A 25476-nucleotide genomic window follows, 5' to 3' on the forward strand; every position below is an offset into this window, starting at 1 on the left:
GCTTATTGAGCCTGTTTCTTATAGTCTTCAGCATACTCCTCGCGAATTTTGGTTCCGCCTGCATTGGCCCAGTTCTCTATTTCCTGTTTCCAGCCATTTTCATCGATCTTGCCCATAATATATTTGGTTTGTGCATCTGCAATCATCTGATCCAGGTCAGCTCCACGATCACCATAGGTCGGTGAGTAGAGGGTAAGCGCAGGATTCGGAACGGCATGTTCAGCCAGCTCTTTGGCGAGCTCAGTGCCTTTGACTCCAAGATCCGTATCCTTCAATTTCGGTACATTGTATCCTTCAACGTATGGCAAATTATCACGATATGGCTTCACTTCACGCTGGAACGCATCGAAGTCGCTCATTTCCACCAGATCTTCTCCAGCTTTTTTGAAATGTTTGTCTTCAATCCCGCGCATGAGCAGCGTTGCCATCTCCGGTTCCATAAGCTTATCCAGAAAGGTCAGCAGGCTTCTCAGCTCTTCTTCAGATTTCACCGTTGCTTTTGGAAAAGCCAGAATACCGGAGTTGCCTGTTTGCCCTGCAACACGATCTCCATTCGCTCCAAGCAAACCTGCGATGTCTACCTCACCATCCGGAACATTTTTGGACAAGCGCTCCTGTTGACTCTTACCGTTCTGAGCTACGCCCACTCGTATGCCAACGACGCCGGAGTCATATTTTTTCTCTGCTTCAGTCGAATCAAATACGGCAAAATCCTGATTCAGCAGTTTCTCCGAATAGAGCCGTTTCAGCAGATCCAGTACCTGCATGTATTCCGGCGTCATGAATTCCGGTGTGAAGCTGCCGTCATCCTCTACCTTCCACTTGTTCGGTGCACCAAAACTTACACCAAGACGCGTCGTGAAGGAATATTGATCTTCGTTATATTTCTTGAACAGCATCAGACCAAACGTATTATCCTGACCATCTCCATCCGGATCGGAAGTCGCCAGTGTTTTGATCGTTTCATACCATTCATCCGGTGTGGTTGGCACCTTGAGATTCAGCTTGTCAAACCAGTCTTTGCGGTAAATGACCGTTGCCCGGGCAATATCGGAGAATACCGGCACACCATAGATTTTGCCATCCACCTTGATATTGTTAAAGAAACGCTCGTTCTGTGCAGACAGATTTTTGTAATCCTTGAGCAGGGGACCAATTTCCCAAAACACATCGTTACGCATTGCGCTTGTGACCGTCGGGTTGTACTGCACCTTGACAATCTTCGGCATGTCACTGGAAGCGATCATGACGTTAATTTTGTCATTGTACGCCGAAGCAGGAATCCACTGGATATCCAGTTTGGTGTTGGTAAAGGCTTCAATTTTCTGCTGAACCTCATTGCCCTTGCTCGGTACATCTCCCACCTGTGCAATCGCGATGGATATGTTCTGTACGCCGCCCTCGGCAGCCTGCCCCTCGTCTGATCCGCATCCAGCCAGCAGTCCCGTTACCAGCGCAAGTGTGCTCAGGACAGCCAGGGCTTTCTTTTTTGTTGCTCTCATCAAATGAAAACCTCCCCTTTTGTACATTGCTGATTCAGCGTTTTGCATCATTCAATTTCAATCGCCCAATCTCAACCTTTTACCGACCCCAGCATCACTCCTTTGGCAAAGTGCTTTTGCAGGAACGGATATACGAGCATGATTGGAATTGTGGAGAACACAATGACAGCCATGCGTATGGTCAGCGGCTGAATCTCCGTCTCTTCAATACTCGTGTCTCCAATTCGGCTCTGTGCCAGGATGACAATCTCACGAAGCCAGACCTGAACCGGCCACTTCTCACTATCGTTGATGTAGATGACAGCGTTGAAGAAGCTGTTCCAGTGAGCCACTGCATAGAACAGGGAGAAGGTGGCCATCGCCGGCATCGACAAAGGCAATACAATTCGGAACAGAACACCCACATCGTTACAACCATCGATTTTGGCGGCATCCTCCAGTTCATCCGGAATAGCCTGGAAGAAGTTTTTGAGTACGATGAGGTTAAAGGCACTGATGGCGGTGGGCAGCATCAGAGACCATAATGTATCGGTCAAATGCAGCGATTTGACTACAAAATAGGTTGGAATCATCCCTCCGCTGAACAGCATGGTGAACAATACACCGAGCAGAATCGGCTGTCGTCCGCGCAAGTATCTTCTGGATAGTGGATACGCCATCAGTGACGTGAACAGCAGGTTTATTAATGTGCCGACCACGGTAATGTAGATCGAGACCCCAAGACTGCGAATCAGTGTATCCGTTGAGAAAATGTAGCGATAGGCAGCCAGGGAGAATTCTTTCGGAAAAAGAATGAATCCTCCCTTTGCCACTTCATGCGGGCTGGTAAACGAGACAGCCAAAATGTAGATAAACGGAATGACGGTCACGATTCCGATCAGCAGCAGCAAGCCATGATTGACAATATCGAAGATGCGGTTGCCCCACGTTTTATCCTGTTGCATCTTAATGTTCACTCCTGTCTGGTGAAAACGCCTGCTTCCTCATGTCAGTAGACGCCTTCCTCCCCGAATTTTTTGGCCAGTTTATTGGCACCCAGTACAAGCGCCAGCCCAACAACCGACTTGAACAAACCGACTGCGGCACTATAGCTGTACTGTGCCTGTGTCAAACCTTTGGTATATACGTAGGTATCAAATACCTCACCCACATCCCGGTTGGTCGGCGTCAGCATCAGGAAGATCTGTTCAAAGCCTGTGTCCAGGAAGTTGCCCAGACGAAGAATGAGCAAAATAACAATCGTACTGCGGATCGCAGGCAGCGTAATATGCCATGTCTGGCGCCAGCGATTGGCACCATCAATCCGTGCCGCTTCATAGAGCTGTGTGTCTACACCGGAGAGTGCCGCAAGGAAAATAATCGTGCCCCAGCCAACCTCTTTCCAGATGGATTGTCCTACAATCATGGAGCGGAACCAGCCTGGTTCCAGCAGGAAAGCTATCTTTTGTCCCGTGAGACTGTACAGTAATTCGTTGATGGCGCCACCTTCTGTCGTAAACAGCATGTAGAACACCCCAACAACGACAACCCACGAAACAAAGTGAGGTACATAAACCAGAGTCTGTACAAAACGCTTGAATCGCTCACGGCGCACTTCATTCAGCATCAATGCCAGTACAATTGGCAGCGGGAAGAAAAAGACCAGATTATAGATCGCCAGCAAAAACGTATTCCGGAACAATGTCCAGAACTGCGGTTCCCCGAAGAAACGTTGGAAATGCTTGAATCCTACCCAGTCACTCCCCAGAATGCCTTTGTAAGGTGTGTAATCCTGAAAAGCCATCGTAATGCCATACATGGGTATATATTTGAAAATAACAAAGTAAAGCACGCCCGGTATCAACATGATATAAAGCCACCGGTTTTTGATAATGTCCCTCCACAGCAGGTTTTTGTCACTGCGGGTAGCGGGCCGTGTTCGAGCCGCCGTTTCGGCTTTCATAGTGTCTTCCTCCCCCACATTGGAAACGATTACAAAAGATCACTTCCTGAATTCATGCCTTCATTGTGGAGGATAAAAGGATCACTGGCTATCGTCCGGTTTTAGCTTCTTGTTTTTCCTTGCCCTGCAAGGGTTTTCCTCGATTACTCTGTTGGATCTCAGACGTGGATGAACTCGTTTTAACCTCGATGTTCCTGTCTTAACCCGGAAGAAGACAGCCCGGTTACATGGGGGTTACAGACATGAAAAAGCCTGCCCGCCGTGGCAGGCAGAGCAGGCTTGTTTTACCGCTGCTGTTCCCGGTACTTGCCGGGGGTCGTACCCGTGATTTTGCGAAAGGTTCGAATAAATGCGGTTGGATTGGTGTAGTTTAGTTTCTCGGCGATTTCCGATATTTTGAGGTTGGTCGTCTGCAGCCAGGTCTTGGCTTTTTCCATACGGTACTCGGCCAGATATTCGGTAAAATTCACCCCGGCTTCCTTCTTGAATACCCGGCTTAAATAGACGGGATGAAAATTCAGTTCTTCCGCACAAGCTTCCAGGGATAGCTCACGGTCATACCGCTCCTCAATCAATCGGATCATTCGCCGGGCAATATTCATGTACTGGGATTCTTCCTGCTCACGCCAGAACCGAATCACGGGCACAAACAAACGCTTTCGGAACCATTTCGTCATTTCATCGAGCGTGGAAAGCTTCAGCAAATGGGCCATGGATGCCTTCTCACCCAGCACTTCCGCCACATCTCCGCCCTGTTCCTGCACAAGCTGGTATACACGGGACAAAAGCTGAACCATAATGACCGGATATTCACTGAAATGCAGTTTCTTATCAGCAAGCAGCCCCAGATACTGGGTAAAATACGCATCCGTTTTCTCTTCATCCCCTTGTTTCAAGGCCGAAGCAAGCTGATCCTCAATCATTCTGAGCTGTGTATATAAGGCAGCCTCTGTCTGACCACGCGGCTGAATATCTTCATAATGCAAAATGATGCGGCTTCCCAGACTCACCCGGCCCTGCAGTGCCTCCCGGCTCTCCTGATACGCTCTCGGTGTGTCTCCTATGGCAGAATAAGCACGGCTTATGCCGATACTTACGGGCAGATTCAGATAGGTTACGACCCGTTCTCGAATCCATTCTGCCTGTGTGTGCATCCACTCCTTAAGCTGCAGCTCATCATTCAGTTCGGATGCCAGCACCGTCACCTGGGCGTCATCGATCATAACCGGCGTGAAGCGCAGCTCCGCTGGCAGAAGCTCTCCAACCATATTGTTCACGGCAAACAGCAGCAGGTCCCTGTCCTGTTCTTCGTACCTTGTTCCTTCCAGAGTATCAATCTGAAGCGTAAGTACACCCAAACTCGACCAGCCTGCCGGGAAGTCATAACGTTCTCCCTGATATCTGAAATCCTCTTCGGAGATTTTGCCGGTTAGCAGTTTGGTCATAAAAAACTCCTCCAGATGAATATGCTGTCCCTTCATCTGTTCCCGCAGCGTTTTTTCCGAGCTGAACAATGTCGATAAACGCTCTTCAATATAAATAAATTCATCCTGTCGCCGGCCCGTCTGCAGGGCAGGCGAATCCAGCCCCTTGGTAAACTGCAGCAGTCTGGAAATGGGAGAATACATCCGGCGGCTGCCATATATGGCGAACAATCCGGTCACGCATAACATGACCAGTGTAGCAACTCCTGTAACCAGTGCAATTTTCTGCGACTGGGCGGTGATCTGTCCAAGGGATACGACCGATACATACAACCACCCATTGAGTGGAGATTTCCTGTAACTGACGGCCACCGGGTTTCCTTCCACTTCAGCATTAAAGAAACCCTCTGCCTGGCTGGTCAATTCCACCTTTTCATGGATCTGCTCATTCAGGGCAGCATATTTCCCCTCTTGTTCCGTATCATTCAGAAAAAACTTCTGCTCCCGGTCCAGCACATACATATCTCCGGAATTCGGATTCCGGCTCAAAAAGGTGCTAAGCTCTGCATCTGCGATATCAATTACGAGAAATCCCTTGGGCTTGACATTGGTCGGTACCATCGGGATTTTGAATACCATGCTAACCACATTGTCCGATGAAATAAGTGTGGGCATCTGTTCTTGTGAACTTTCTCCCAGCCCCGCTGAAGCCGGCACGCTTTCTAATGACGAATTTTCATTCTGAGTCACCCAGAACAGACTGTTCGTATACGTGAGGTAGGAGCCAATCCGATCCCGAATACTGAAATCATCCAATTTCCCAAATGACCTCATGGAAACCACCCAGTCTTGATCCAGGTTAACCAGATAGGCCTGATCTATGTTTGTAACCGCTTGCAGATTGTTGAACCCGGACGTGAGATCACGTATTTCTTGAAATTCAGAGCTGTCCAGCGGTTTTTTCATCGCTTTTAATACCAATGGAGAATTCACATACTGGATGGATGACAATTGCAGGCTGCGCAGAACTTGCTCTACTCGCATTTGGGTTTGATGCAGAATCTGCAAATTGCTTTCACGTACTTTCTGTTCAATGTCACGTGAAGCGATCGAATAAGAGACTGAACCAATCACGATGACCGGAAGGGCTCCAAGAATCATGGTAAAGCAGAGCAAACGCAGCAAATATTTAGGCAATGAGAGCATCCTCCTTTGTATAGAATATGCATGTTTTAATGCCTGTTCGTATGTAAAACCATCTGTATAATATCGCTTTCATTGGATTAATTTACTATTGTTATTTTAAAACCCAATCTTATTCAAGTCCACTATTTATTCTTAAGGTTGACTTTCGGGCAATTTCCAGTTTATAGTGGAGGCATATTCCTCAATCAAAGGAGAGATTTTGATGTCGGTGAGCGTTCTTAACTAATCAAGTTTCATATTCAGGAGTTTGGCTTTTCATGTCGCTTGTGCCTTATGGCATACGTGTATTTCATGATGCGCCGTAACCCTGTACTTAGTTAAGAACAGCGGATATCATAAATCGCCTCCGGGATTGTACTTGTCCGGGTCTATTTCCGCGCTGTGTTCAGCGTGGATTTTTTTGTATAGACCTATCATGGACTCTGCTTTCCCCTACATTTAGGGCGGAGAATGACGTTTGTTCATTCTCCGCCCTTTTTGCGTTTTTCAGGAATAGATTCAGAGTTGGAACCGACCGAAATTACATTTTATATTCAAGGAGAGATCAAGCATGAATGAAAACACATTGAACACTTTGGGCTATCACCACATTCAAAACAACGTCGCATCCTGCGCCCTTTCCTATCTGGGCAAACGGTACGCGAGGGAGTTGAAACCCATGGTGGACGCGCAACTGATCCAGATGCGACTCGCCGAAACAGAAGAGGCAGCGGCATTGATCCGTTTTGGCGCCAGTGTTCCCATCCCTTCGCTAGACGGCATGGAAACCATTATGGACCTGCTCGGTACCGGTTATCTGTTCAGTGAACGCGACTTCAGTCAACTTGCGCAATTTCTGCGAAGCTGTGCACAACTCATGAAATACATGGAGGGCAAATCCGAAGCAGCTCCCACAGTGAGTCGTTATGCTTCTTCCATGATGCGGATGGAATCCCTGTTAAGCGAGATTGAACGCTGCATCCACAGCGGGCGTATTCAGGATCAGGCGAGCAAGGAGCTGACACGTATCCGGAAAAAGATGACCGTGCACGAGGAACGAATGAAGCGCAAGCTGGATTCCCTCGTTAGCAAGCACCGGTCCATCATGCAGGAGAACGTGATCAGTCAGCGCGGCGGCAGAACCGTATTGCCCATCAAGAAAGAATTCCGCAAACAGGTCAAAGGCAGTGTGCTGGATGAATCCGGTAGCGGGCAAACCGTATATATTGAACCGGCAGAGCTGGTAGGTCTGCAGATGGAGCTCACTTCGCTGCAAGCCGAAGAGTCCAGGGAAGAAATGAAAATCCTGGGTGACTTAACTTCCTTGGCAGAGTCGTATAATCGCGAGATTGCACTGAATACCGAAACGGTAGGGGTACTGGATTTCCTGTTTGCCAAAGCGAAATATGCTGCAACCATGGACGGACGTGCTGTACAAGTGAATACATCGGGCCTGGTTACGCTTCGACAGGCACGTCATCCTTTAATGGGTGCTTCCATGGTTCCACTGGATTTTGCTATCGGCAGGGACTATTCCTCGCTCATTATTACAGGACCGAACACGGGCGGCAAAACAGTTGCGCTCAAGACACTGGGACTGCTCACCCTGATGATGCAGTCCGGTCTGCTTGTTCCTGTGGGTGAAGGCGGCGAGATGGCCGTTTATCACGAAGTGGCTGTCGATATTGGTGACGGACAGAGTCTGGAGCAGGCACTCAGCACCTTCTCGGCACATATCCGCAACATGATCGGCATCCTGGAGCAGGCTGATGCATCCACGCTTGTGCTCATTGATGAGATGGCCTCCGGGACGGATCCAGGTGAAGGTGTGGGCCTCTCTATCGCTATGCTAGAGGAACTTCACAGCCGCGGAGCAACTGTAGTGGCCACGACCCATTTCGGCGAGATCAAGCATTTTGCCGCTGCCACGCCAGGATTTGAAAATGCACGGATGGAATTTGATACGGTTACGCTGCAGCCCCTTTACCGTTTGCGGATCGGGGAAGCTGGAGAGAGCTACGCATATTCCATCGCATTAAAATTGGGGATGCCACAGCGCATTATTGATCGCTCCAAATCCATCTCGAATCAAGGTGTTTCACCAAGTCAATCCAGCAGCCTCAGTCCAACTGAACCTGCAGCCAAGCCAACATTCACAGAACGTCCTGCCCGGGAGCTGCCTCCTCACCCCATAGCTGTACAGAAAAAGGTGAAAAGAGCAGAGATGCCAGTGAAGAGTGAAGCAAGCAATTCATCCCGTCTGTCAGAAGGGACGCAGCCTGCTCTCCCAGCAAAAAAATTCCGAAAAGGGGATCGTGTTTACGCAGCCTATCTGAATCAAGCAGGAATAGTCTGTGACGTGGAAGACAGCCGCGGAAACATCGGGGTGATGCTGCGCGGACGCAAAGTCAAGATTCATAAGAAACGCCTAACGCTTCATATTTCCGCAGATGAGCTGTATCCAGGCGATGACTATGACCTGGATATTGTGCTGGAGACGAAGGAGAATCGGAAGAAGCGCAAATTAATGGGACGCAAACATGTCGAAGGGCTGATGATTGAATTACCACCTGAAGAATAAGTCCGTCCCTGTTATACTATGAGGTATGACGATATGGAGAAAGTAGGCGTACCATCCATGAGCGGAAGTTCGAATTCACAGGCCAAAACGACAGATACAACTGCATCCAAACCCAATGTGCTCATATGCCCATTGTGTGGTGAAGCCAATGGCTGCTCTTATGCGGCCGGCCGCCCTCACTCCGAATGCTGGTGTAATCACGCTAAATTTCCCGAAGGCGTGTTTGATCGCATTCCGGCGGAGCAGCGGCGCAAGTCATGCATCTGTCAGCGATGCCTGGAGACGTATAAGAATCAGGCTGAACATGAACAAGAGCCTCACAGTTAACCACTGTGAGGCTCTTGTTTTGCGATTGGGTTGCTATTGAGTTGCTATTATAGACCTCAATCAATATATGGGGTTGAATTTCAATTTACATTTGATGATAATGTTCCACAGCCTGCTTGAGCACCGGGTGCTGCTCATCCATGGATGTGTAGTGACTGAGTGCTGCAGCGATACCCTTTTGTTTGATCAGATCCTGCAGTTCTGCTGCCTCGGAGTCATCCGGTACATCAAATTTGCAGGCTGCTGCCATGCCTCTTGCCAGATTAGTCGTTTCCATCCCATACTCATATGCCTGAAGTGCCGGACGGACCAAACGGTCATTGGGGGACAGCTTCCGCAGCGGGGAGCGGCCTACCCGGGTAACTTCATCCGTGAGATGTGGATTCACGAAGCGTCCAAGTATTTTCGATATATACTGCTGATGGTCCTCCGGGTTGAAACCAAATCGTTTCACAAGAACCTCACCCGTTTCCTGCAAGGCTCCATAGACTAGGGATTTCACCTTGTCGTCGGCAATCGCCTTTTGAATCGTATCGTATCCGTTCACATAACCGATATACGCGGCACAGCAGTGTCCCGTGTTTACGGTAAACAGTTTGCGCTCAATATAAGGTTCGAGATCATCAACATAGAGTACTCCTTCGATCGGAAGGAACGCAGGTGCCATCTGTGAACGATCCACAACCCACTCATAAAAAGGTTCAACCTGCACATGCAGCGAGTCTTCATGATGCTGTATAGGTACGATCCGGTCTACTGCGGAGTCAGGAAAATATACATACTGATCGGCAAGAACCCGAACAGGTTCTTCCAACAAAGCATACACATGTTCTTTTAGCTGCGTGCTGGCACCGATGGCATTTTCACATGCGATAATATGAAGAGGTTTCTGTACCAAACCTGCATTCAATCTCGCCTCAAGACCCTTGGCAATGCCTGGCGCGATATGTTTCAGAATCCCCACACCGACTGCGGTTGTAACGAGATCTGCTTCCGCAACGTTTTGGGCAACCGTCTCCAGCTGTGTTCCATCAATCGCACTCACACCTGTTACCGTCTCCGTATCCTTGAACTCGTTCGCCAGTTCCACCGTGTACTGCCCGCGCTGCTGGAGTGCGGTAACGAGCTCCTGATTCACATCCGAGAACATAACGTTATATCCTGCGCGAGACAGGATTAATCCGATAAACCCACGTCCGATATTCCCTGCTCCAAAATGAAGGGCCTTCATAGTTCCATTTCACTTTCGAGAATGGTAATGATTTCTTCTGCCGTTTTGGCATAACGGAGTGCTTCCATGTTCTCATCCTCGGCACAGATCACCGCAATGCTCGTCAGGATCTCCATGTGCTCACCGCCCTGAGCGGCAATGCCGATGACCATGTAAGCTTTTTCTTCCCCAAAATCTACACCTTGCGGGAACTGGATGACAGAAATACCCGTGGACAGAATGAACGATTTGGATTCTTTGGTTCCGTGCGGAATCGCAAGTCCGTTGCCCACATAGGTGGATACAATTTCCTCACGCTCAAGCATCTTGTCGATATAATCTGCGGTAATATGTCCTGCGTCTTTCAAAATTTGTCCTGCCATGCGAATAGCCTCATATTTGTCCTGTGCCGTCGCGTTCATAACCACTTTATCTGTTGTAAGTATACTCATTTTTGTTAACCTCCAATTTCAGTTTTACTTCGATAAAATCCAACCAGCTCCCGGGAAAGGTAATGGATAAGATCATCCCGTATTCCCTTTTCCAGCAGCACAATCATTTCGTCCTGCAGCAACAATGCACTGATCTCGCTGAGAACCTCCAGGCTCTCCCTGGATAATTCCCTCGGCCCAACCATGAGAAGAATATGGCTGACACCCACCGAATCTTCCGGCGTCACCAGCAGCGGCTCTGACAACTGAAACAGGCTGATAGACGGCCTATAGATGACATCACTGCGAGTGTGGAACAGAGCCAGTGATGTATCCGGGATTTTCTGACTGCCGACCGATTCGCGGGCTTCAAGCAGCCTGGCTATCTCTTCCGGGTCCTTTAATACACCGGATTCCTGCAGCACCTTGCACATAGCAAATGCTGTTTCGTAAAATCCCATCCTGCGGTTATCCAGCGGAAACACCTGAAACTTGCCTATGATACGTACAATCTCGATGAGCGTGGCATCAAGCCCGGCCGGGTCCGTATTACGATCAGTTGCCCTTCGGCTTCCTTTACTGTCCCCATACTTGCCTTGTTCCCGCTGCAGCGTCGTATTTTGAATGTACTGCCGTAAACGTTCACTTTCATCTGCCGTCAATAAGGGACTCACCTTGTAATACTGATGTGGTTCCATCGGCAGATCGACTGTCGACAAAATGAGATCATAATCCTCTTCAGGGATCCGCGCGGCTTCATACCATGATGCACTGTCAATAATGCGAATCTCCGGGATCTCCTTGGACAAACGGCTGGAAAGCATCCGCGAGGATCCGATTCCGCTGGTGCAAACAATAATCGCCCGAATCTCACGCTTCAGCACACGCAAACGCTCGATGGAAGCTCCGAAATGCATGACCAAAAATCCAATTTCCTCATCCGGCACGTCCGTATCCGGCCATGCCTGCTGCACGGCTTCCTTCACTTCCACGAACAGCGAATCATAATCCCTGCGGATCTGTTGAAGCAATGGGTTACGTATGCTTTGCTGCCCACCGATCCGTTCCATCACCGGCTGCATATGGGCAATCAGCCCTTCTCGAAGGAGACGATCCTCCTGGAATGCATAACCGGTTCTCCCCTGCATCTGATCCATCAGGGAACGAACCATATCCAGCAGCACCAGGTCGTCAACAGGCAGTAAACGTGTGGAGTGAATAAGCTGCTCTGTTTCTATTAATAGTTTGTGCAGATAGTTCTGTTCTTCTTTGGCAAACGATATCCCAAGCTGACTGGACAGCACACCGCATAACCGGGAGGCCATATATTCAGGTACATTCATGTCCAAAGTAGACGAGTGTATCGTCTTTTGTGCAGTGCCTCGCCCCACCGTAAACCCTTTGCGTATGCGTGCCAGTGCAACGGATAATTGAATAAGCAATTTCGTATATTGTCGCTCCGGAATATGTTCGAGCCAATCAATATCCGGCTGCCACAAGGCATTTTCGACCGTCAGTACGTCACGGTGGCCAATCATGCTCAGCAGCTTCTGATTCACCTTGGAAACTCCCTGCTCGGGTTGTCTTCCAAACAGATCCGACTCATCCAGAAATTCAAGCGCAAGCCCGGCAATCGCTGCCCGATAAGCTGTTTCACTTCCATTGATCTTCACCCCGTATCCCCGTCTGCGAACCAGCTTCAGTCCAGCCTGCCGAATTCGGGGCTCCAGCTCATCGAGGTCATTGCTCACCGTGGAGACCGTCACTTTCAAATCTGATGACAACGCAAGCAGTTTTACGGGCTCCGCTTCATCCAGCAAAATGCAAAGCATGAAGAGTTTACGCTCTTCCGGCGTAAACTCCACGTATTCGTTAAGCTCCAATTGCTGACGCAGTGCAGCCAAATCGTTGGAACCAGGGTCAATACGGACCCCGGTCCCCGATTTTTTTTCTAATTTCATGCCTAATGGCTCAAGCCACTTCTCAATCATCTGCAGCTCCCGATGAACAGTTCGGGTACTGACTTTTACCGCGATTGCAATTTCGCCGGCTGTTACCTCATGCGGGTGTTCCAGCAGGAACTCCACAATTTCACGCTGTCTTTTCGTAATACTCATATCTCAAGCCTCCGGCTCAGGGAAAACGATCGCAGCCTGTTACTTCAGACGTTCAACGAGCGCATCGTATTCCGGGCTTTTTAGGAAGTTGTCGATGGAAATATGTTCTGCGTTCGGTGCCACGCTGCGGGCACGGTCCGTTAATGTCTTCTGCGTAATGACAACGTCTGCGTCCTGCGGGATATCACTGATTGCCGTATTGGTTACCGCAACGTCAATCCCTTCTGCTTTCATCTTCTTGCGAAGAATGGAAGCCCCCATGGCACTGGACCCCATACCGGCATCACAGGAGAAGACGATTTTCTTCACATCGGTTTTCACAGCAGAAGAAGCAATATCCGCTGCTCTGTCTGCTTCACGGTTATCCGCCGTAATGGCAGCATTCGGCGTAGTTCCTTGACTCTTCATGTCTTTCATCCGATTGGATGCAGACTCCAGATCTTCTTCCTTTTGTTTACCTGTTTTCAGCAGCAGCGCTGCAACCAGGAAGGAAACGATGGCGGCTACAGCCACCCCTGCGAGCATCGGAAGATATCCGCCTTTTGGTGTTAACAGGGAATAAGCAATGATACTACCCGGCGAAGGTGCTGAAACCAGTCCGGCTCCGGTGAGCATAAAGGTTGCTGTACCTGCCACACCACCTGCGATTGCAGCAAGAATCAAAATCGGTCTCATCAGAATGTAAGGGAAATAAATTTCGTGAATCCCCCCGAAGAAATGGATGATAACGGCACCCGGTGCAGAGGATCTTGCAGTTCCACGACCGAAGAAGCAGTAGGCCAGCAGGATTCCAAGTCCGGGACCCGGGTTGGATTCAAGCATGTATAATACGGATTGGCCCAATTCTCTTGCTTGATCTGTTGCAATCGGAGTTAGAATTCCGTGGTTGATTGCATTGTTCAGGAACAATACTTTCCCCGGCTCAATAATCAGGTTGACCAGCGGAAGCAAGCCCAGATTCATCAGACCCTGTACGCCAGCAGACAACACTGTGCTAATTGCTTCTACAGCAGGTCCGATCCCCAGCAGTGCAATAATTCCCAAGATCCCGCCAATAATCCCGGCAGAGAAGTTGTTGACCAACATTTCGAATCCTGCTTTGATTTTGCCTTCAACTGCTTTATCAAACTTTTTGATGACCCATGCGGCCAGAGGTCCGGCAATCATGGCACCCAAGAACATCGGAATATCACTACCGACGATAACCCCGATGGTCATGATGGCACCCACGACACCACCACGCTGGCCATGCACCATAGTACCCCCGGTGTAACCAATAAGCAGCGGCAGCAGATATTTGATCATCGGATCCACTAGCTCTGCAAGAGTTGCATTAGGGAACCAACCCTTTTCAATGAACAGCGCTGTAATCAGTCCCCAGGCAATAAATGCCCCCATATTCGGCATAACCATACCGCTCAGGAATCGGCCAAAACGTTGAACGCCTACCCGGAGACCGCCTTTGGAATTGGACGTTTGGTCCAAGTTACTCATTGTATTATCCTCCTCGGATCAAGTGATTATAATTTATGAAAGGGGTATCATTTCTCCCCTGCTGTTATCCTAAGCCAGATTGGTCTCCGGTTCAACGAAATGAAAGCGTACTTTCGTCATGATCATTGATGACAACATTACGGTTATGTAATCGTTTTATCGTGATAGGAAGGCTGTAACCGTTGATATTCAAGGCTTTTTCGTGTGTGACTTATATCATTTACTATGTTGGTTTTAAGGGTATAGCTTGTACGATTCATGCTCATTTCATACTCTTCAGCACCTCTTCTGGCCACCATGTCTGTCTTGATAACACAAAAAAACCTGCATAAGCACCAAGGCTCACACAGGCTCAGAAAACGTACAAAAACATCTATTTGTATTGAAATGATAGGCTAATTAGTACAAAACCATTCTACTCTTCTGTATGCTTACGATATGCATCGGCACTCATCAATTTCGACAAGGCTTCTGTCAGATCACCTTCAACACGAATCTCAATCATCCAGCCTTCTTCATAAGGCGAACTGTTGACCAGTTCAGGTGCATCCTGCAGTGCTTCATTCACGGCAATAATAGAACCACTTACCGGAGAAAACAAATCCGAAACCGTCTTAACGGATTCAATCGTACCAATGCTGTCTTCTGCTTTTACATCCGATTCAAGGTCAGGCAATTCCACAAACACAATGTCACCCAGCTGATGCTGCGCGAACTCGGTAATGCCGATCCGTACAGTATCCTCCCCTACGGTTTGCACCCACTCATGCTCTTCACTGTACAGGAAATCACTTTTCAATTCGCTCATCGATATCCGCCTCGCTTTTTCATTAATGAGTGCATGCGTTTCTTTGGCCTTACCCTTTTTCCCAGAACTTAGCGTATGATATTTCGGATTCAAATGTCAAGATACCTCACAAAATCTTTAGATTTCTACAACAAAAGCCTGTGACTGAAATACCCTCTCTCTACATATAATGGTGAATAATAGAAGAGTAAGCGCACTCTTTTCAGTTATACGAACAATAATACTAGCAATCTAAAAAATATTCGGTTTTTTATCATTTTCCGTGATATCGTTCTTGACATCAATAGTGGATTCACGTTTTAATGAGAGAGTAAATGTTTATCGTTGTGTGCATTACCCGCGGATGAATGTAAAGGGAGAGATTACCCGTGACACCCGAGTCTTGGATGTGCATGCGGTAACGCCGAAGGAGTAAACCACCCGACAAGCGGGAGGTGAATCTCTCAGGCAAAAGGACTTTTACGGGACGCAACTCTGGAGAGCATCTAATCGCCCGGTCTGGGCGTAATGATCACCCAAGGGGAAACCTGCTGCAACTGATCGGCGGGGTAACTCTCAGGTACCAAGGACAGAGCCTTAGAATACAGCGTGCTTCTGGCATGCCGGTTCTTTGGCCTGTCCTTTTCCTTTTTCCCAAAAAAAGAAATACAGGATCAACCGGCGCTGTCTATAGCAGCCTTAATTATACTTATACGAAAAATTACTGCTTCATTCATGCTACACACTCGGCCCGCAGCGGCCACAACGAGGTGATTTGATGTCCGATTTGCTTAGAACTCCACTCTTTCCACTTTATCAGCAATACGAAGGTGTACGGTGCATCGATTTTGGAGGCTGGGAACTTCCGGTGCAGTTCAGCGGAATTCAGAAGGAACATGAAGCCGTACGGGAACGGGCCGGTCTGTTTGATGTATCCCACATGGGCGAATTCACCGTGCGGGGTGAACAGGCAGAAGCATTTTTGCAGAAAATGACGACCAATGACGTGACTACACTGGTTCCCGGTCAGGCGCAGTATACATTGATGTGTTATCCGGATGGTGGCGTGGTCGACGATCTGCTTGTGTATAAGCTGGAAGATCAGCATTATATGCTGGTCGTTAACGCCTCCAATATCGACAAGGATTGGGCATGGCTGCAAGAGCATATGGTCCCTGGGGTGAGCATGAAGAATGATTCCGAGGAGACAGCTCTTCTGGCTCTGCAAGGCCCGCTTGCTGTGGACATTATTGGAAAAGTTACAGATACTGATGTTTCCACGATTGAGCCTTTTCGTTTTGTGAAGAACGCTGAAGTGTGCGGTGTAAAATTGCTGCTCTCCCGCACCGGTTATACCGGTGAAGACGGCTTTGAACTTTACGTAACCGCGGATCAGGCTGCTGCAGTCTGGAATGGATTAATGCAGGCTGGCGAACCACACGGGCTTGTTCCGGCTGGACTTGGTGCACGGGATACACTGCGCTTTGAAGCGAAGCTGCCCCTGTATGGACAGGAATTGTCGCCAACCATCTCCCCCCTGGAGGCAGGGGTTGGCATGTTTGTGAAGCTGAATGCCGGACCTTTTATCGGACACGAGGCCTTGTTGCAGCAAAAAAATGACGGGCCTGCCCGCAAACTGGTCGGCATCGAAGTGCTGGAGCGCGGTATTCCCCGCCCTCACTATCCAATCTACGCCGAAGGCGTGCAGATCGGGGAAGTGACGACAGGCACACAGTCCCCTACGCTGAAGCGTAATCTGGGACTCGCACTGATTGACAGCAAATATGCTGCGCTAGGTACCCCGCTGGAGATTGAGATTCGCGGCAAGAAACTGAAAGCCGAGGTCGTGAAGACCCCTTTTCATAAACGGACACGCACGTCAAAGACACCTACCCAAGGAGCTGATCAAGCATGAGCAAGCACCGTTACATTCCCATGACTGAGCAGGATCAGAGCGCCATGCTCGCGACCATCGGTGTGGACACGATTGAGGATCTGTTTCATGACATTCCACAGGAGATTCGTTATCAGGGCGAGCTGCCTGTTTCCTCCAAACTGGATGAGTATGCGCTGACGCGCCATATGTCCAAACAGGCCGGTGCCAATGCCAATTTTGAGACACACGCCAGTTTCCTTGGTGCAGGCATTTATGATCACCACATTCCTTCCGTGATTAACCACGTCATTTCCCGTTCCGAGTTCTATACAGCCTATACTCCGTATCAGCCCGAAATTAGTCAGGGTGAGCTCCAGGCCATCTTCGAATTTCAATCGTATATCTGTGAACTGACCGGCATGGCCGTGGCCAATGCCAGCATGTATGATGGTGCAACCGCATTTGCGGAGGCAGGGAACCTGGCTGCTGCGGCAACCCGCCGTAAACAGCTGATCGTATCCCGTACGGTTCATCCGGAAGCTCGTCAAGTATTGAAGGCTTACGCTCACGGTTTGAATTTGGAGATTGTCGAGGTTGGTTATCAGAATGGGGTCACCGACTGGGATGCCCTGCAAGCTGCCATATCCGACGATACCGCAGCCGTCATGATCCAGAGTCCAAACTTTTTCGGTGCCGTGGAAAATGTAAAACAGGCTGCAGACCTCGCACATGCGCACAAGGGTCTGCTGGTAGTCAGCGCGAACCCGCTGGCGCTTGGTCTGCTTGAAGCCCCAGGCAAGCTGGGTGCCGACATCGTTGTTGGCGACGCGCAGCCCCTTGGCATCGCCGCTTCCCTCGGCGGCCCAACATGCGGATATTTCGCCGTATCCCAGGCTCATATGCGCCGGATTCCTGGCCGGATCGTTGGCCAGACAACCGATCGCAACGGCAAACGCGGTTTTGTATTGACGCTGCAAGCACGGGAGCAGCACATCCGCCGCGAAAAGGCGACATCCAACATTTGCTCTAATCAGGCTTTGCTTGCACTGAGCGCATCTGTATATATGTCCACCATGGGGAGACAGGGCATGATCGACGTAGCTGACTTAAATTTGCAAAAGAGTCACTATGCCCTGAATACGTTAACCGCTATTCCTGGGGTTAGCCTAACGTTTACTGCACCAACATTCAATGAGTTTGTCATCCAACTGCCTGAAGGAACAGACGCCGATGCACTTCAGCTGAAGCTGCTGGATGCCGGATTCATCGGTGGTTATGAACTTGGACGTGATTATCCTGAGCTTGCCGGACATATGCTCGTAGCCGTTACAGAACGACGCAGCAAGGAAGAGATTGACGAATTCGCACGTGTATTGGAGGGATCACTGTGACTCAGGAAATGAAAACAATTCAAGGACAGCCGGACACGGCAGCTCCTTCCCAAACCGAGACCGACTCGAATCAAACTGCACAGACTGCATCGCCCGCTCCGGAGCAATCTCTGATTTTTGAACTTAGCAGCCCAGGTCGTGTCGCTTACTCCCTGCCTGAATGTGATGTTCCGCGTCAAGATCCGGAATCGTTGATTCCCCGGGAAATGCTGCGTTCGGAAGCAGCTGCACTGCCCGAGGTATTTGAAGTCGATGTCATCCGTCACTATACTGCCCTCTCCCGCCGTAACTTCGGGGTAGATAACGGATTCTACCCTCTCGGCTCCTGCACGATGAAGTACAATCCAAAAATCAATGAGGATGTTGCCCGTTACAGCGGATTTGCCAAAATCCATCCGTATCAGCCTGAATCGAGCATTCAAGGTGCACTTGAACTGCTGTACACATTGCAAAACGACCTTGCAGGTCTGACAGGTATGGATGCTGTAACCCTGCAACCAGCTGCTGGTGCACATGGTGAATGGACCGGACTTATGATGATTCGTGCCTACCACGAAGGTCGCGGTGAACAGCGCACCAAAGTCATTGTGCCGGATTCATCCCATGGTACCAATCCGGCAAGTGCAACCGTGGCTGGCTTCGAGACCATAACCATACCATCCCGAGCGGACGGTCTGGTGGATCTGGATGCACTGCGTGCAGCCGTTGGTCCGGATACTGCGGCCTTGATGCTGACCAATCCAAACACACTTGGATTGTTTGAAAAGGACATCCAGGAGATTGCCTCAATCGTGCATCAAGCTGGAGGTCTGCTCTATTATGATGGTGCCAACTCCAATGCCATTATGGGCATCACCCGCCCTGGTGATATGGGCTTCGACGTCGTGCATCTGAACTTGCACAAAACGATGAGTACCCCTCATGGCGGAGGCGGTCCTGGTGCGGGACCAGTTGGCGTAAAAAGCCGTCTGATTCCGTTCCTGCCAAAACCGATGGTCATCAAGAATGATCAGGGACAGTACGCACTGGATCGTGAAGGCGATCAATCGATCGGCCGGGTCAAAGCGTATTACGGCAACTTCGGCATTTTGGTACGCGCCTATGCTTACATTCGTACTTATGGACCGGAAGGTTTGCGCCGGGTATCCGAATGTGCCGTACTGAATGCCAACTATATGATGGCACGTCTTGCTCCTTACTACGAGATTCCGTATCCAGGCGTATGTAAACATGAATTTGTCATGTCTGGTCGGGGACTGAAACAATATGGTGTACGGACACTGGATGTGGCCAAACGACTGCTTGATTTTGGGTATCATCCGCCAACCGTATACTTCCCGCTCAACGTTGAGGAATGTATCATGATTGAGCCAACGGAAACGGAGAGCAAGGAGACGCTTGATGGCTTCATTGATACGATGATTCGGATTGCCAAGGAAGCAGAAGAGACACCTGAACTGGTACTGAATGCTCCTTACGGTACACCGGTTACCCGTCTGGATGAGACAACTGCGGCTCGTAAACCTGTTCTGAACTGTGCTTGCAGCTAAACACTATAGGAATTTAAGAAACAAGCTCTTGCTGACGTATACACATCAGCAAGAGCTTGTTTCACTTTACTTTCAGTTTTCGTATCCCTCATTCCTGTTAAAGTCCCCTCTCTCATCGTCATTACCTTTCCTATATTGGCGCACAAAAAAAGCCGGCATCCGCTTGATCGCAGATACCGGCAATATCGCTGCATTTCTGCAGCCCATTAATCGGAAAAAGAAAAGACCTTAACATCCGGAAGAAACCCCGGCAAAATTACGCTTTGATACTTTGAACCAATTCAACCACTTGTTCAGCCGTTTGCATATCGAGAGCTTTGGCAGCCAGTTCCTGCATGTCCGCACGGGACAGCTTGGTGATCTGACTACGAGCTGGCAGAATGGATGTTGCGCTCATGCTGAACTCATCCAGTCCGAGACCGAGCAGCAGCGGAATTGCTGTTTCGTCTCCCGCCATCTCTCCGCACATGCCAACCCATTTTCCTTCACGATGCGCTGCATCGATGACCATTTTAACCAAACGCAAAATGGAAGGATTATAAGGTTGGTACAGATAGGAGACACGCTCATTCATGCGGTCAGCAGCCATAGTGTATTGAATCAGATCGTTTGTTCCAATACTGAAGAAATCAACCTCTTTGGCAAATTGATCCGCCAGAACCGCAGTCGAAGGAATTTCGACCATGATGCCCAGTTGGATGCTGTCGGAAACAGCAATACCTTCGGCTACCAGCTTATCCTTCTCTTCGAGCAGGACAGCTTTCGCTTCACGGAATTCACCCAGTGTTGCGATCATCGGGAACATGACACGCAGATTACCATGTACACTTGCACGCAGCAATGCACGCAATTGAGTACGGAAAATATCCAGACGGTCCAGACACAGACGAACTGCGCGGAAACCGAGGAATGGGTTCATTTCTTTTGGCAGATCCAGATATGGAAGCTCTTTGTCTCCACCGATATCGAGTGTACGAACGACAACAGGTTTGCCTTCCATTTTCTCCAATACCGCTTTGTAAGCATTGTACTGAATATCCTCGGAAGGAAGCTTGTCTCTGCCCATGTACAAGAACTCGGTACGGTACAGGCCTACAGCCTCTCCACCGTTCTCCAGAACACCTGTAACGTCATTCGGCGTGCCGATGTTGGCTGCCAATTCCACATGAACATTATCCACCGTTACGGTTGGTTCGTCACGCAGTTTTCTCCACTCGGCACGTTGTGCATCATACTGCTCCTGTTTGGAACGATATTCTGCAACAACCTCATCCGTCGGATTAACCAAAACATGACCATCCAAGCCGTCAACGATAATCAAATCGCCTTGTTTCGCTTGAGCCAGGATATCTTTGGTTCCAACGACAGCCGGGATTTCAAGGGAACGAGCCATGATAGCGGAATGAGAAGTACGACCACCAATGTTGGTTGCAAAACCTTTAACATATTGACGGTTCAATTGAGCTGTATCGGAAGGCGTCAGATCCTCCGCAAGCACAATCACTTCTTCACTGATCTCAGCCGGACTCATGAAGTCGATACCAAGCAAGTGATTCAGCACACGTTTGGTAACGTCACGCATGTCTGCTGCACGTTCCTGCAGATAAGCACTCTTCATGTTCTCGAACATGGAGATAAATTGCGATGCTGTTTCGTTCAAAGCGAATTCCGCATTCACTTTCTCATCAGCAATTTTTGCCTTAACCGGATCAATCAGTTCCGGGTCATTCAGAATGAGCAAATGCGAAGCAAAGATTTCAGCTTTTTTCTCGCCAAGCTCTTGTAAAGTACGCTCTTTGATCGCCTCAAGCTCAGACTGGGACTTGCCCAGTGCTGAGTCGAGTTTAGCGATCTCTGCGTCAACGTCGGTGATTTGGCGTTTTTCTACAGAGTAATCGGGATGCTCCAAGATAAACGCCTTGGCGATAGCAATACCCGCCGAAGCCGCGATCCCGGAAACATTAAGCATTAATTTCGCCCAGCCCTTCGTTAACCATAACGTCAGTCAGAGCTTGAAGAGCTTCAGCTTCGCCTTCGCCTTCAACGATGATGCTGATGGTGTCGCCTTGTTCCAGACCAAGGGAAAGAACACCCAGGATGGATTTCAATGTTACTTTTTTACCGTTAGCTTCTGCAAAGGATTCTGCACCTTTGAATTTGTTAGCTGTATTAACCAGGGCTGTCGCCGGACGTGCGTGGATACCATCTTCGTCTGTAATTCTGAATGTTTGTTGCATTACAATCATCTCACTTTCAAGTAGTTTAATTTAGGCATTGCGTATATTTACACTTGCTTGCCATTGTCGGAACACTTCTTATTTTATCTCAATGATTGGCTGATCGCCAATTTTCAGTACTCCACTCTTCTTCAGGGTCACTGTGGAACCTTCTGGCAGATTGGTGAAAATGACTGGTGAGATAATGGATGGAGCGTTAGCTTTCACATACTCCAGATCCACTTCCATAATCGGTTGACCTGCCGATACCAGGTCGCCTTCCTGCACGAGCACGTTGAAGCCTTGACCTTTCAGCTTCACCGTGTTGACACCTATATGAACCAGTACTTCCTTGCCTCCGTCGGACATGATGCCGACAGCATGTTTACTAGGGAATACGTTAAACACTTTACCATACACAGGCGATGTAATCTTGCCATCATGTGGCAGAACAGCGAAACCGTCACCTGTCATTTTTTCGGCAAAGACCGGATCAGGTACATTAGTGATATCCATCAATTCACCATTTACTGGCATGACGATATCTTCGGCAATAATGCGCTCACCTTCTGCTCCCTGTGCCTTCTCCTCTTCAGGAGTTGGTGTGACATCCGCAGCTGGTGTCGGTGCCGGGGTGCGTCCAGCAATGATATCCTGCATTTGGGATTTGATTGTATCTGAACGTGTACCGAAAATGGCCTGTACATTATTACCCACTTCAAGCACGCCAGATGCACCTAATTGTTTCAAACGATCTTTATTTACATTGGATTTCTCATTCACTTCAATCCGCAAACGAGTAATACATGCATCCAGATGTTTGATATTCTGCTGACCACCAAAGGCTGCAAGAATGTTGTGTGGCAGATCATCGGTTGAACCTGAACCTCCACCGGAAGCTGTTTCAGGAGTTGCCTCTTCACGGCCCGGTGTTTTGAGGTTGAATTTGCGAATGATCATTCGGAATCCGAAGTAGTAGATCACGGCAAGAATCAAGCCAACAATAATGACATTCCACCAAGGTGTACGGTTCGGGATAATACCGAAAATCAGGAAGTCAATGAATCCACCGGAGAACGTCATCCCGATTTTGACGCCGAGAATTTGCATGGTCATGAAAGACAAACCTGCAAAGATACAGTGTACTGCAAACAGTACTGGCGCCACAAACAGGAACGAGAATTCAAGCGGTTCTGTAATCCCTGTAAGGAACGAGGTCAGCGCAGCTGAACCCATGATCCCTGCAACATACTTTTTGTGCTCCGGTCTTGCTTCATGGTACATCGCAAGTGCCGCAGCTGGCAAACCAAACATCATGAACGGGAATTTACCCACTTGGAATGTTCCCGCAGTGAGGTTCACGCCGTCACGCAATTGGTTGAAGAAGATTTGCTGGTCTCCACGAATAACGTCTCCGGCCTTGTTCACATACTCGCCGAATTCAAACCAGAATGGGGAGTAGAAAATGTGATGAAGTCCAAACGGAATAAGTGACCGTTCCACGACTCCGAAAATGAATGCCGACAAGGTCGGACTCGTATCTACCATGAAGTGAGATACGGCATTCAGCCCACTTTGAATGGGAGGCCAGATAACCACCAGAAGCAACCCTAACAAAAGGGATACAACAGAGGTGATAATCGGAACGAAACGTTTACCCGCAAAGAACCCAAGGTAAGACGGCAGCTCGATTTTGAAGAACCGATTGTAACATAGCGCGGCGGCAATACCAATAATGATACCTCCGAACACACCTGTACTCAGCGTTGGTATACCCAAAATGCTGGCATAACCCGGTACTTCGCCGATCATTGCTGGTGTTACACCAACGGCTGTACCCAGAGTAACGTTCATGACCAAATAACCAATGATGGCCGCAAGACCTGCCACGCCTTCGCCACCGGCTAGCCCGACGGCCACACCGACAGCAAATAGCAACGCCAGATTGTCAAATACGATCTGACCTGCGTTCATCATGATCGTCGCGATCGAGTTCACCCAAGGGGTATCTAGCGCCGTCACATATTGCAAGAAGTCCGGATTCACCAGCATATTACCGATACCGAGCAACAAGCCCGCCGCTGGCAAAATCGCCACAGGCAGCATAAGAGCTTTACCTACTCTTTGCAAGACGCCAAAAAGCTTTTTAAACATCGCGTCGTATTCACCCTTTCGTCTAATTCTATATGTCGTGATGCAAGCAAGGGAAAACAAAAAAGGCATGAGCTAATAAAGTGAATCGTACCAACCTTCGGGTATAGCATACCCTGTATAAGGTAAGAACAATCACACTCTAGAAACTCATGCCTGATCGAGTCAGTAACACGTCGCTTATGTTTATTCAGTTGCTTGATTACGGACACCATTGTAGCATCACTTCAAAAACAGTGCAAGCCTTTACACAAAAATTCTCCGGACTGAATTCCATGGATGGTAATAATTCACTTCTTCTCTTCTTCTTTCCTCTGGTTCAGCCGTTGGAGATGGATGGTCAGATAACCAACCTCTGCCGGATAAACCGGTAGATTTAATCTGCGTTCCATCACTTTGGTCAGTTTCCATGCAAGCGAGTACATTTCAGGGTACTCCAACTTCAACAGGGAATCCAGCTTGTGCAGTTCTTCCACCTTGTCTCCCCGCCGAACACGTTCCAATGCAAATCGCAGATGAGTCAGCAACCGGGAATAGTCCAGGGACTCCGTCTCAAATGAATAATCCAAATGATCAGAAACGATGCCCACCAGATCGGTAATGAGTTGCGAATGCTCACGTACTTGAGATATATTCTGGTTCGTCATGGCACTGTAGATATGAAGCGCAATAAATCCAATCTCATCCATACCCAGATCGACACCCAGTTTCTCCTTGATGAGACGAACAGCGTAATCTCCCATGCGATATTCTTCAGGGTATATCTCACGTGTTTCATATAAAAACGGATTCTGTATGACAATGCCCTGTTCTTTGCGCTTTAGTGCAAAAGAAATATGATCAGTCAATGCGATGTGAATATGCTCGTTGAGCGGAACATCCGTACGCTCTGCGATATACGTAATGACTTCGTTAATAATCTCGATCAAAGCTTCATCCACCTGTGGAAGAAGCTGTTTGTACTGCTCTTGCTCTTGCTGATTCTTCAAAATGAACATCTTCTCCACAGCCATCAAGGGAATGATGTCATTCGTTTTCCGGTTGAAGCCAATGCCTTTACCGATGACGACGACTTCTCCATGTTCAGGATGCTGTGCAATAATTACATTATTATTTAGCGCTTTGTTTACATGCAGGCTGCTCAATGTTTGCACCTCTTTTTTCACACCATCTTGAATGCGATTCAGTCACATCCTCATTAACAACGAAAAGACGTCTGGCGCGGGCATACCGCGCCGAACGTCTCGCTTAAAAAGTAACAAAAAATCACGTTAAGGTCAATAGAGCTTCAT

Annotated in this window: 18 protein-coding genes and 1 riboswitch; of the genes, 5 read left to right on the forward strand and 13 right to left on the reverse strand. The window is 48.8% G+C overall.

What is annotated here, in order from left to right; translation table 11 throughout:
- Positions 1 to 2 precede the first annotated feature (2 nt).
- The 4 genes from AB3N00_RS19060 to AB3N00_RS19075 form a co-directional block, all read right to left on the reverse strand.
- Positions 3 to 1502, reverse strand: a complete 1500-nt coding sequence (locus tag AB3N00_RS19060; RefSeq protein WP_413035979.1) for an extracellular solute-binding protein — start codon at positions 1500 to 1502, stop codon at positions 3 to 5.
- 71 nt (positions 1503 to 1573) lie between these two features.
- Positions 1574 to 2446, reverse strand: a complete 873-nt coding sequence (locus AB3N00_RS19065; protein WP_095289558.1) for a carbohydrate ABC transporter permease — start codon at positions 2444 to 2446, stop codon at positions 1574 to 1576.
- A 44-nt stretch (positions 2447 to 2490) separates the two neighbouring features.
- Positions 2491 to 3444, reverse strand: a complete 954-nt coding sequence (locus AB3N00_RS19070) for an ABC transporter permease (RefSeq protein ID WP_413035980.1) — start codon at positions 3442 to 3444, stop codon at positions 2491 to 2493.
- A 284-nt stretch (positions 3445 to 3728) separates the two neighbouring features.
- Positions 3729 to 6065 (reverse strand): helix-turn-helix domain-containing protein, encoded by a 2337-nt coding sequence (locus tag AB3N00_RS19075; RefSeq protein ID WP_413035981.1) that lies wholly within the window; start codon positions 6063 to 6065, stop codon positions 3729 to 3731.
- Between the two features lie 559 nt (positions 6066 to 6624).
- Between AB3N00_RS19075 and AB3N00_RS19080 the strand changes: the two genes are divergently transcribed.
- Together AB3N00_RS19080 and AB3N00_RS19085 are read left to right on the forward strand one after the other, a co-directional pair.
- A complete protein-coding gene (locus tag AB3N00_RS19080; RefSeq protein ID WP_413035982.1) occupies positions 6625 to 8634 on the forward strand; it encodes an endonuclease MutS2 in 2010 nt (669 codons plus the stop codon).
- A 33-nt stretch (positions 8635 to 8667) separates the two neighbouring features.
- Entirely contained in the window at positions 8668 to 8961 is a 294-nt protein-coding gene (locus tag AB3N00_RS19085) for a cysteine-rich CWC family protein (protein ID WP_413035983.1), read from the forward strand.
- An 85-nt stretch (positions 8962 to 9046) separates the two neighbouring features.
- On the opposite strand, the gene AB3N00_RS19090 is transcribed toward AB3N00_RS19085, so the two are convergent.
- From AB3N00_RS19090 to gcvH, 5 genes are all read right to left on the reverse strand, one after another.
- On the reverse strand, positions 9047 to 10192 hold the full coding sequence (locus AB3N00_RS19090) for a mannitol-1-phosphate 5-dehydrogenase (RefSeq protein ID WP_413035984.1): 1146 nt from the start codon (positions 10190 to 10192) through the stop codon (positions 9047 to 9049).
- A complete protein-coding gene (locus AB3N00_RS19095) occupies positions 10189 to 10623 on the reverse strand; it encodes a PTS sugar transporter subunit IIA (protein ID WP_175397218.1) in 435 nt (144 codons plus the stop codon). The genes AB3N00_RS19090 and AB3N00_RS19095 overlap by 4 nt, the downstream gene beginning before the upstream one ends.
- A 5-nt stretch (positions 10624 to 10628) precedes the next feature.
- Positions 10629 to 12719, reverse strand: coding sequence for a BglG family transcription antiterminator (locus tag AB3N00_RS19100; protein WP_413035985.1), 2091 nt, complete (start codon positions 12717 to 12719; stop codon positions 10629 to 10631).
- Between the two features lie 39 nt (positions 12720 to 12758).
- A complete protein-coding gene (locus tag AB3N00_RS19105) occupies positions 12759 to 14213 on the reverse strand; it encodes a PTS mannitol transporter subunit IICB (RefSeq protein ID WP_413035986.1) in 1455 nt (484 codons plus the stop codon).
- Between the two features lie 415 nt (positions 14214 to 14628).
- Positions 14629 to 15021: a glycine cleavage system protein GcvH gene (gene gcvH, locus AB3N00_RS19110; RefSeq protein WP_413035987.1), complete on the reverse strand. Its 393-nt coding sequence runs from the start codon at positions 15019 to 15021 to the stop codon at positions 14629 to 14631.
- A 343-nt stretch (positions 15022 to 15364) separates the two neighbouring features.
- Positions 15365 to 15490: riboswitch (glycine riboswitch) on the forward strand.
- A 288-nt stretch (positions 15491 to 15778) separates the two neighbouring features.
- Between gcvH and gcvT the strand changes: the two genes are divergently transcribed.
- Genes gcvT through gcvPB form a run of 3 tightly spaced genes read left to right on the forward strand, consistent with a single transcriptional unit; the run spans position 15779 to position 19817 of the window.
- Positions 15779 to 16915 (forward strand): glycine cleavage system aminomethyltransferase GcvT, encoded by a 1137-nt coding sequence (gene gcvT, locus AB3N00_RS19115; RefSeq protein WP_413035988.1) that lies wholly within the window; start codon positions 15779 to 15781, stop codon positions 16913 to 16915.
- Positions 16912 to 18267: an aminomethyl-transferring glycine dehydrogenase subunit GcvPA gene (gene gcvPA / locus AB3N00_RS19120; RefSeq protein WP_413035989.1), complete on the forward strand. Its 1356-nt coding sequence runs from the start codon at positions 16912 to 16914 to the stop codon at positions 18265 to 18267. The genes gcvT and gcvPA overlap by 4 nt, the downstream gene beginning before the upstream one ends.
- Positions 18264 to 19817, forward strand: coding sequence for an aminomethyl-transferring glycine dehydrogenase subunit GcvPB (gene gcvPB, locus AB3N00_RS19125; RefSeq protein WP_413035990.1), 1554 nt, complete (start codon positions 18264 to 18266; stop codon positions 19815 to 19817). Before gcvPA ends, gcvPB begins: the two co-directional genes overlap by 4 nt.
- 256 nt (positions 19818 to 20073) lie before the next feature.
- On the opposite strand, the gene ptsP is transcribed toward gcvPB, so the two are convergent.
- The 4 genes from ptsP to glcT all read right to left on the reverse strand — a co-directional run bounded on the left by ptsP (position 20074) and on the right by glcT (position 25329).
- The gene (ptsP, locus tag AB3N00_RS19130; protein WP_413035991.1) at positions 20074 to 21786 is read right to left on the reverse strand and encodes a phosphoenolpyruvate--protein phosphotransferase; all 1713 of its coding nucleotides are present in this window, start codon (positions 21784 to 21786) and stop codon (positions 20074 to 20076) included.
- Positions 21779 to 22054, reverse strand: coding sequence for an HPr family phosphocarrier protein (locus tag AB3N00_RS19135; protein ID WP_036617010.1), 276 nt, complete (start codon positions 22052 to 22054; stop codon positions 21779 to 21781). Before AB3N00_RS19135 ends, ptsP begins: the two co-directional genes overlap by 8 nt.
- A 78-nt stretch (positions 22055 to 22132) precedes the next feature.
- Positions 22133 to 24187, reverse strand: a complete 2055-nt coding sequence (gene ptsG, locus AB3N00_RS19140; RefSeq protein WP_413035992.1) for a glucose-specific PTS transporter subunit IIBC — start codon at positions 24185 to 24187, stop codon at positions 22133 to 22135.
- Positions 24188 to 24474: 287 nt separating this feature from the next.
- The gene (gene glcT / locus AB3N00_RS19145) at positions 24475 to 25329 is read right to left on the reverse strand and encodes a glucose PTS transporter transcription antiterminator GlcT (RefSeq protein ID WP_175397210.1); all 855 of its coding nucleotides are present in this window, start codon (positions 25327 to 25329) and stop codon (positions 24475 to 24477) included.
- Between the last annotated feature and the right edge of the window lie 147 nt (positions 25330 to 25476).

This window comes from Paenibacillus xylanilyticus, assembly GCF_047246825.1.
Lineage (GTDB): Bacteria > Bacillota > Bacilli > Paenibacillales > Paenibacillaceae > Paenibacillus > Paenibacillus xylanilyticus_B.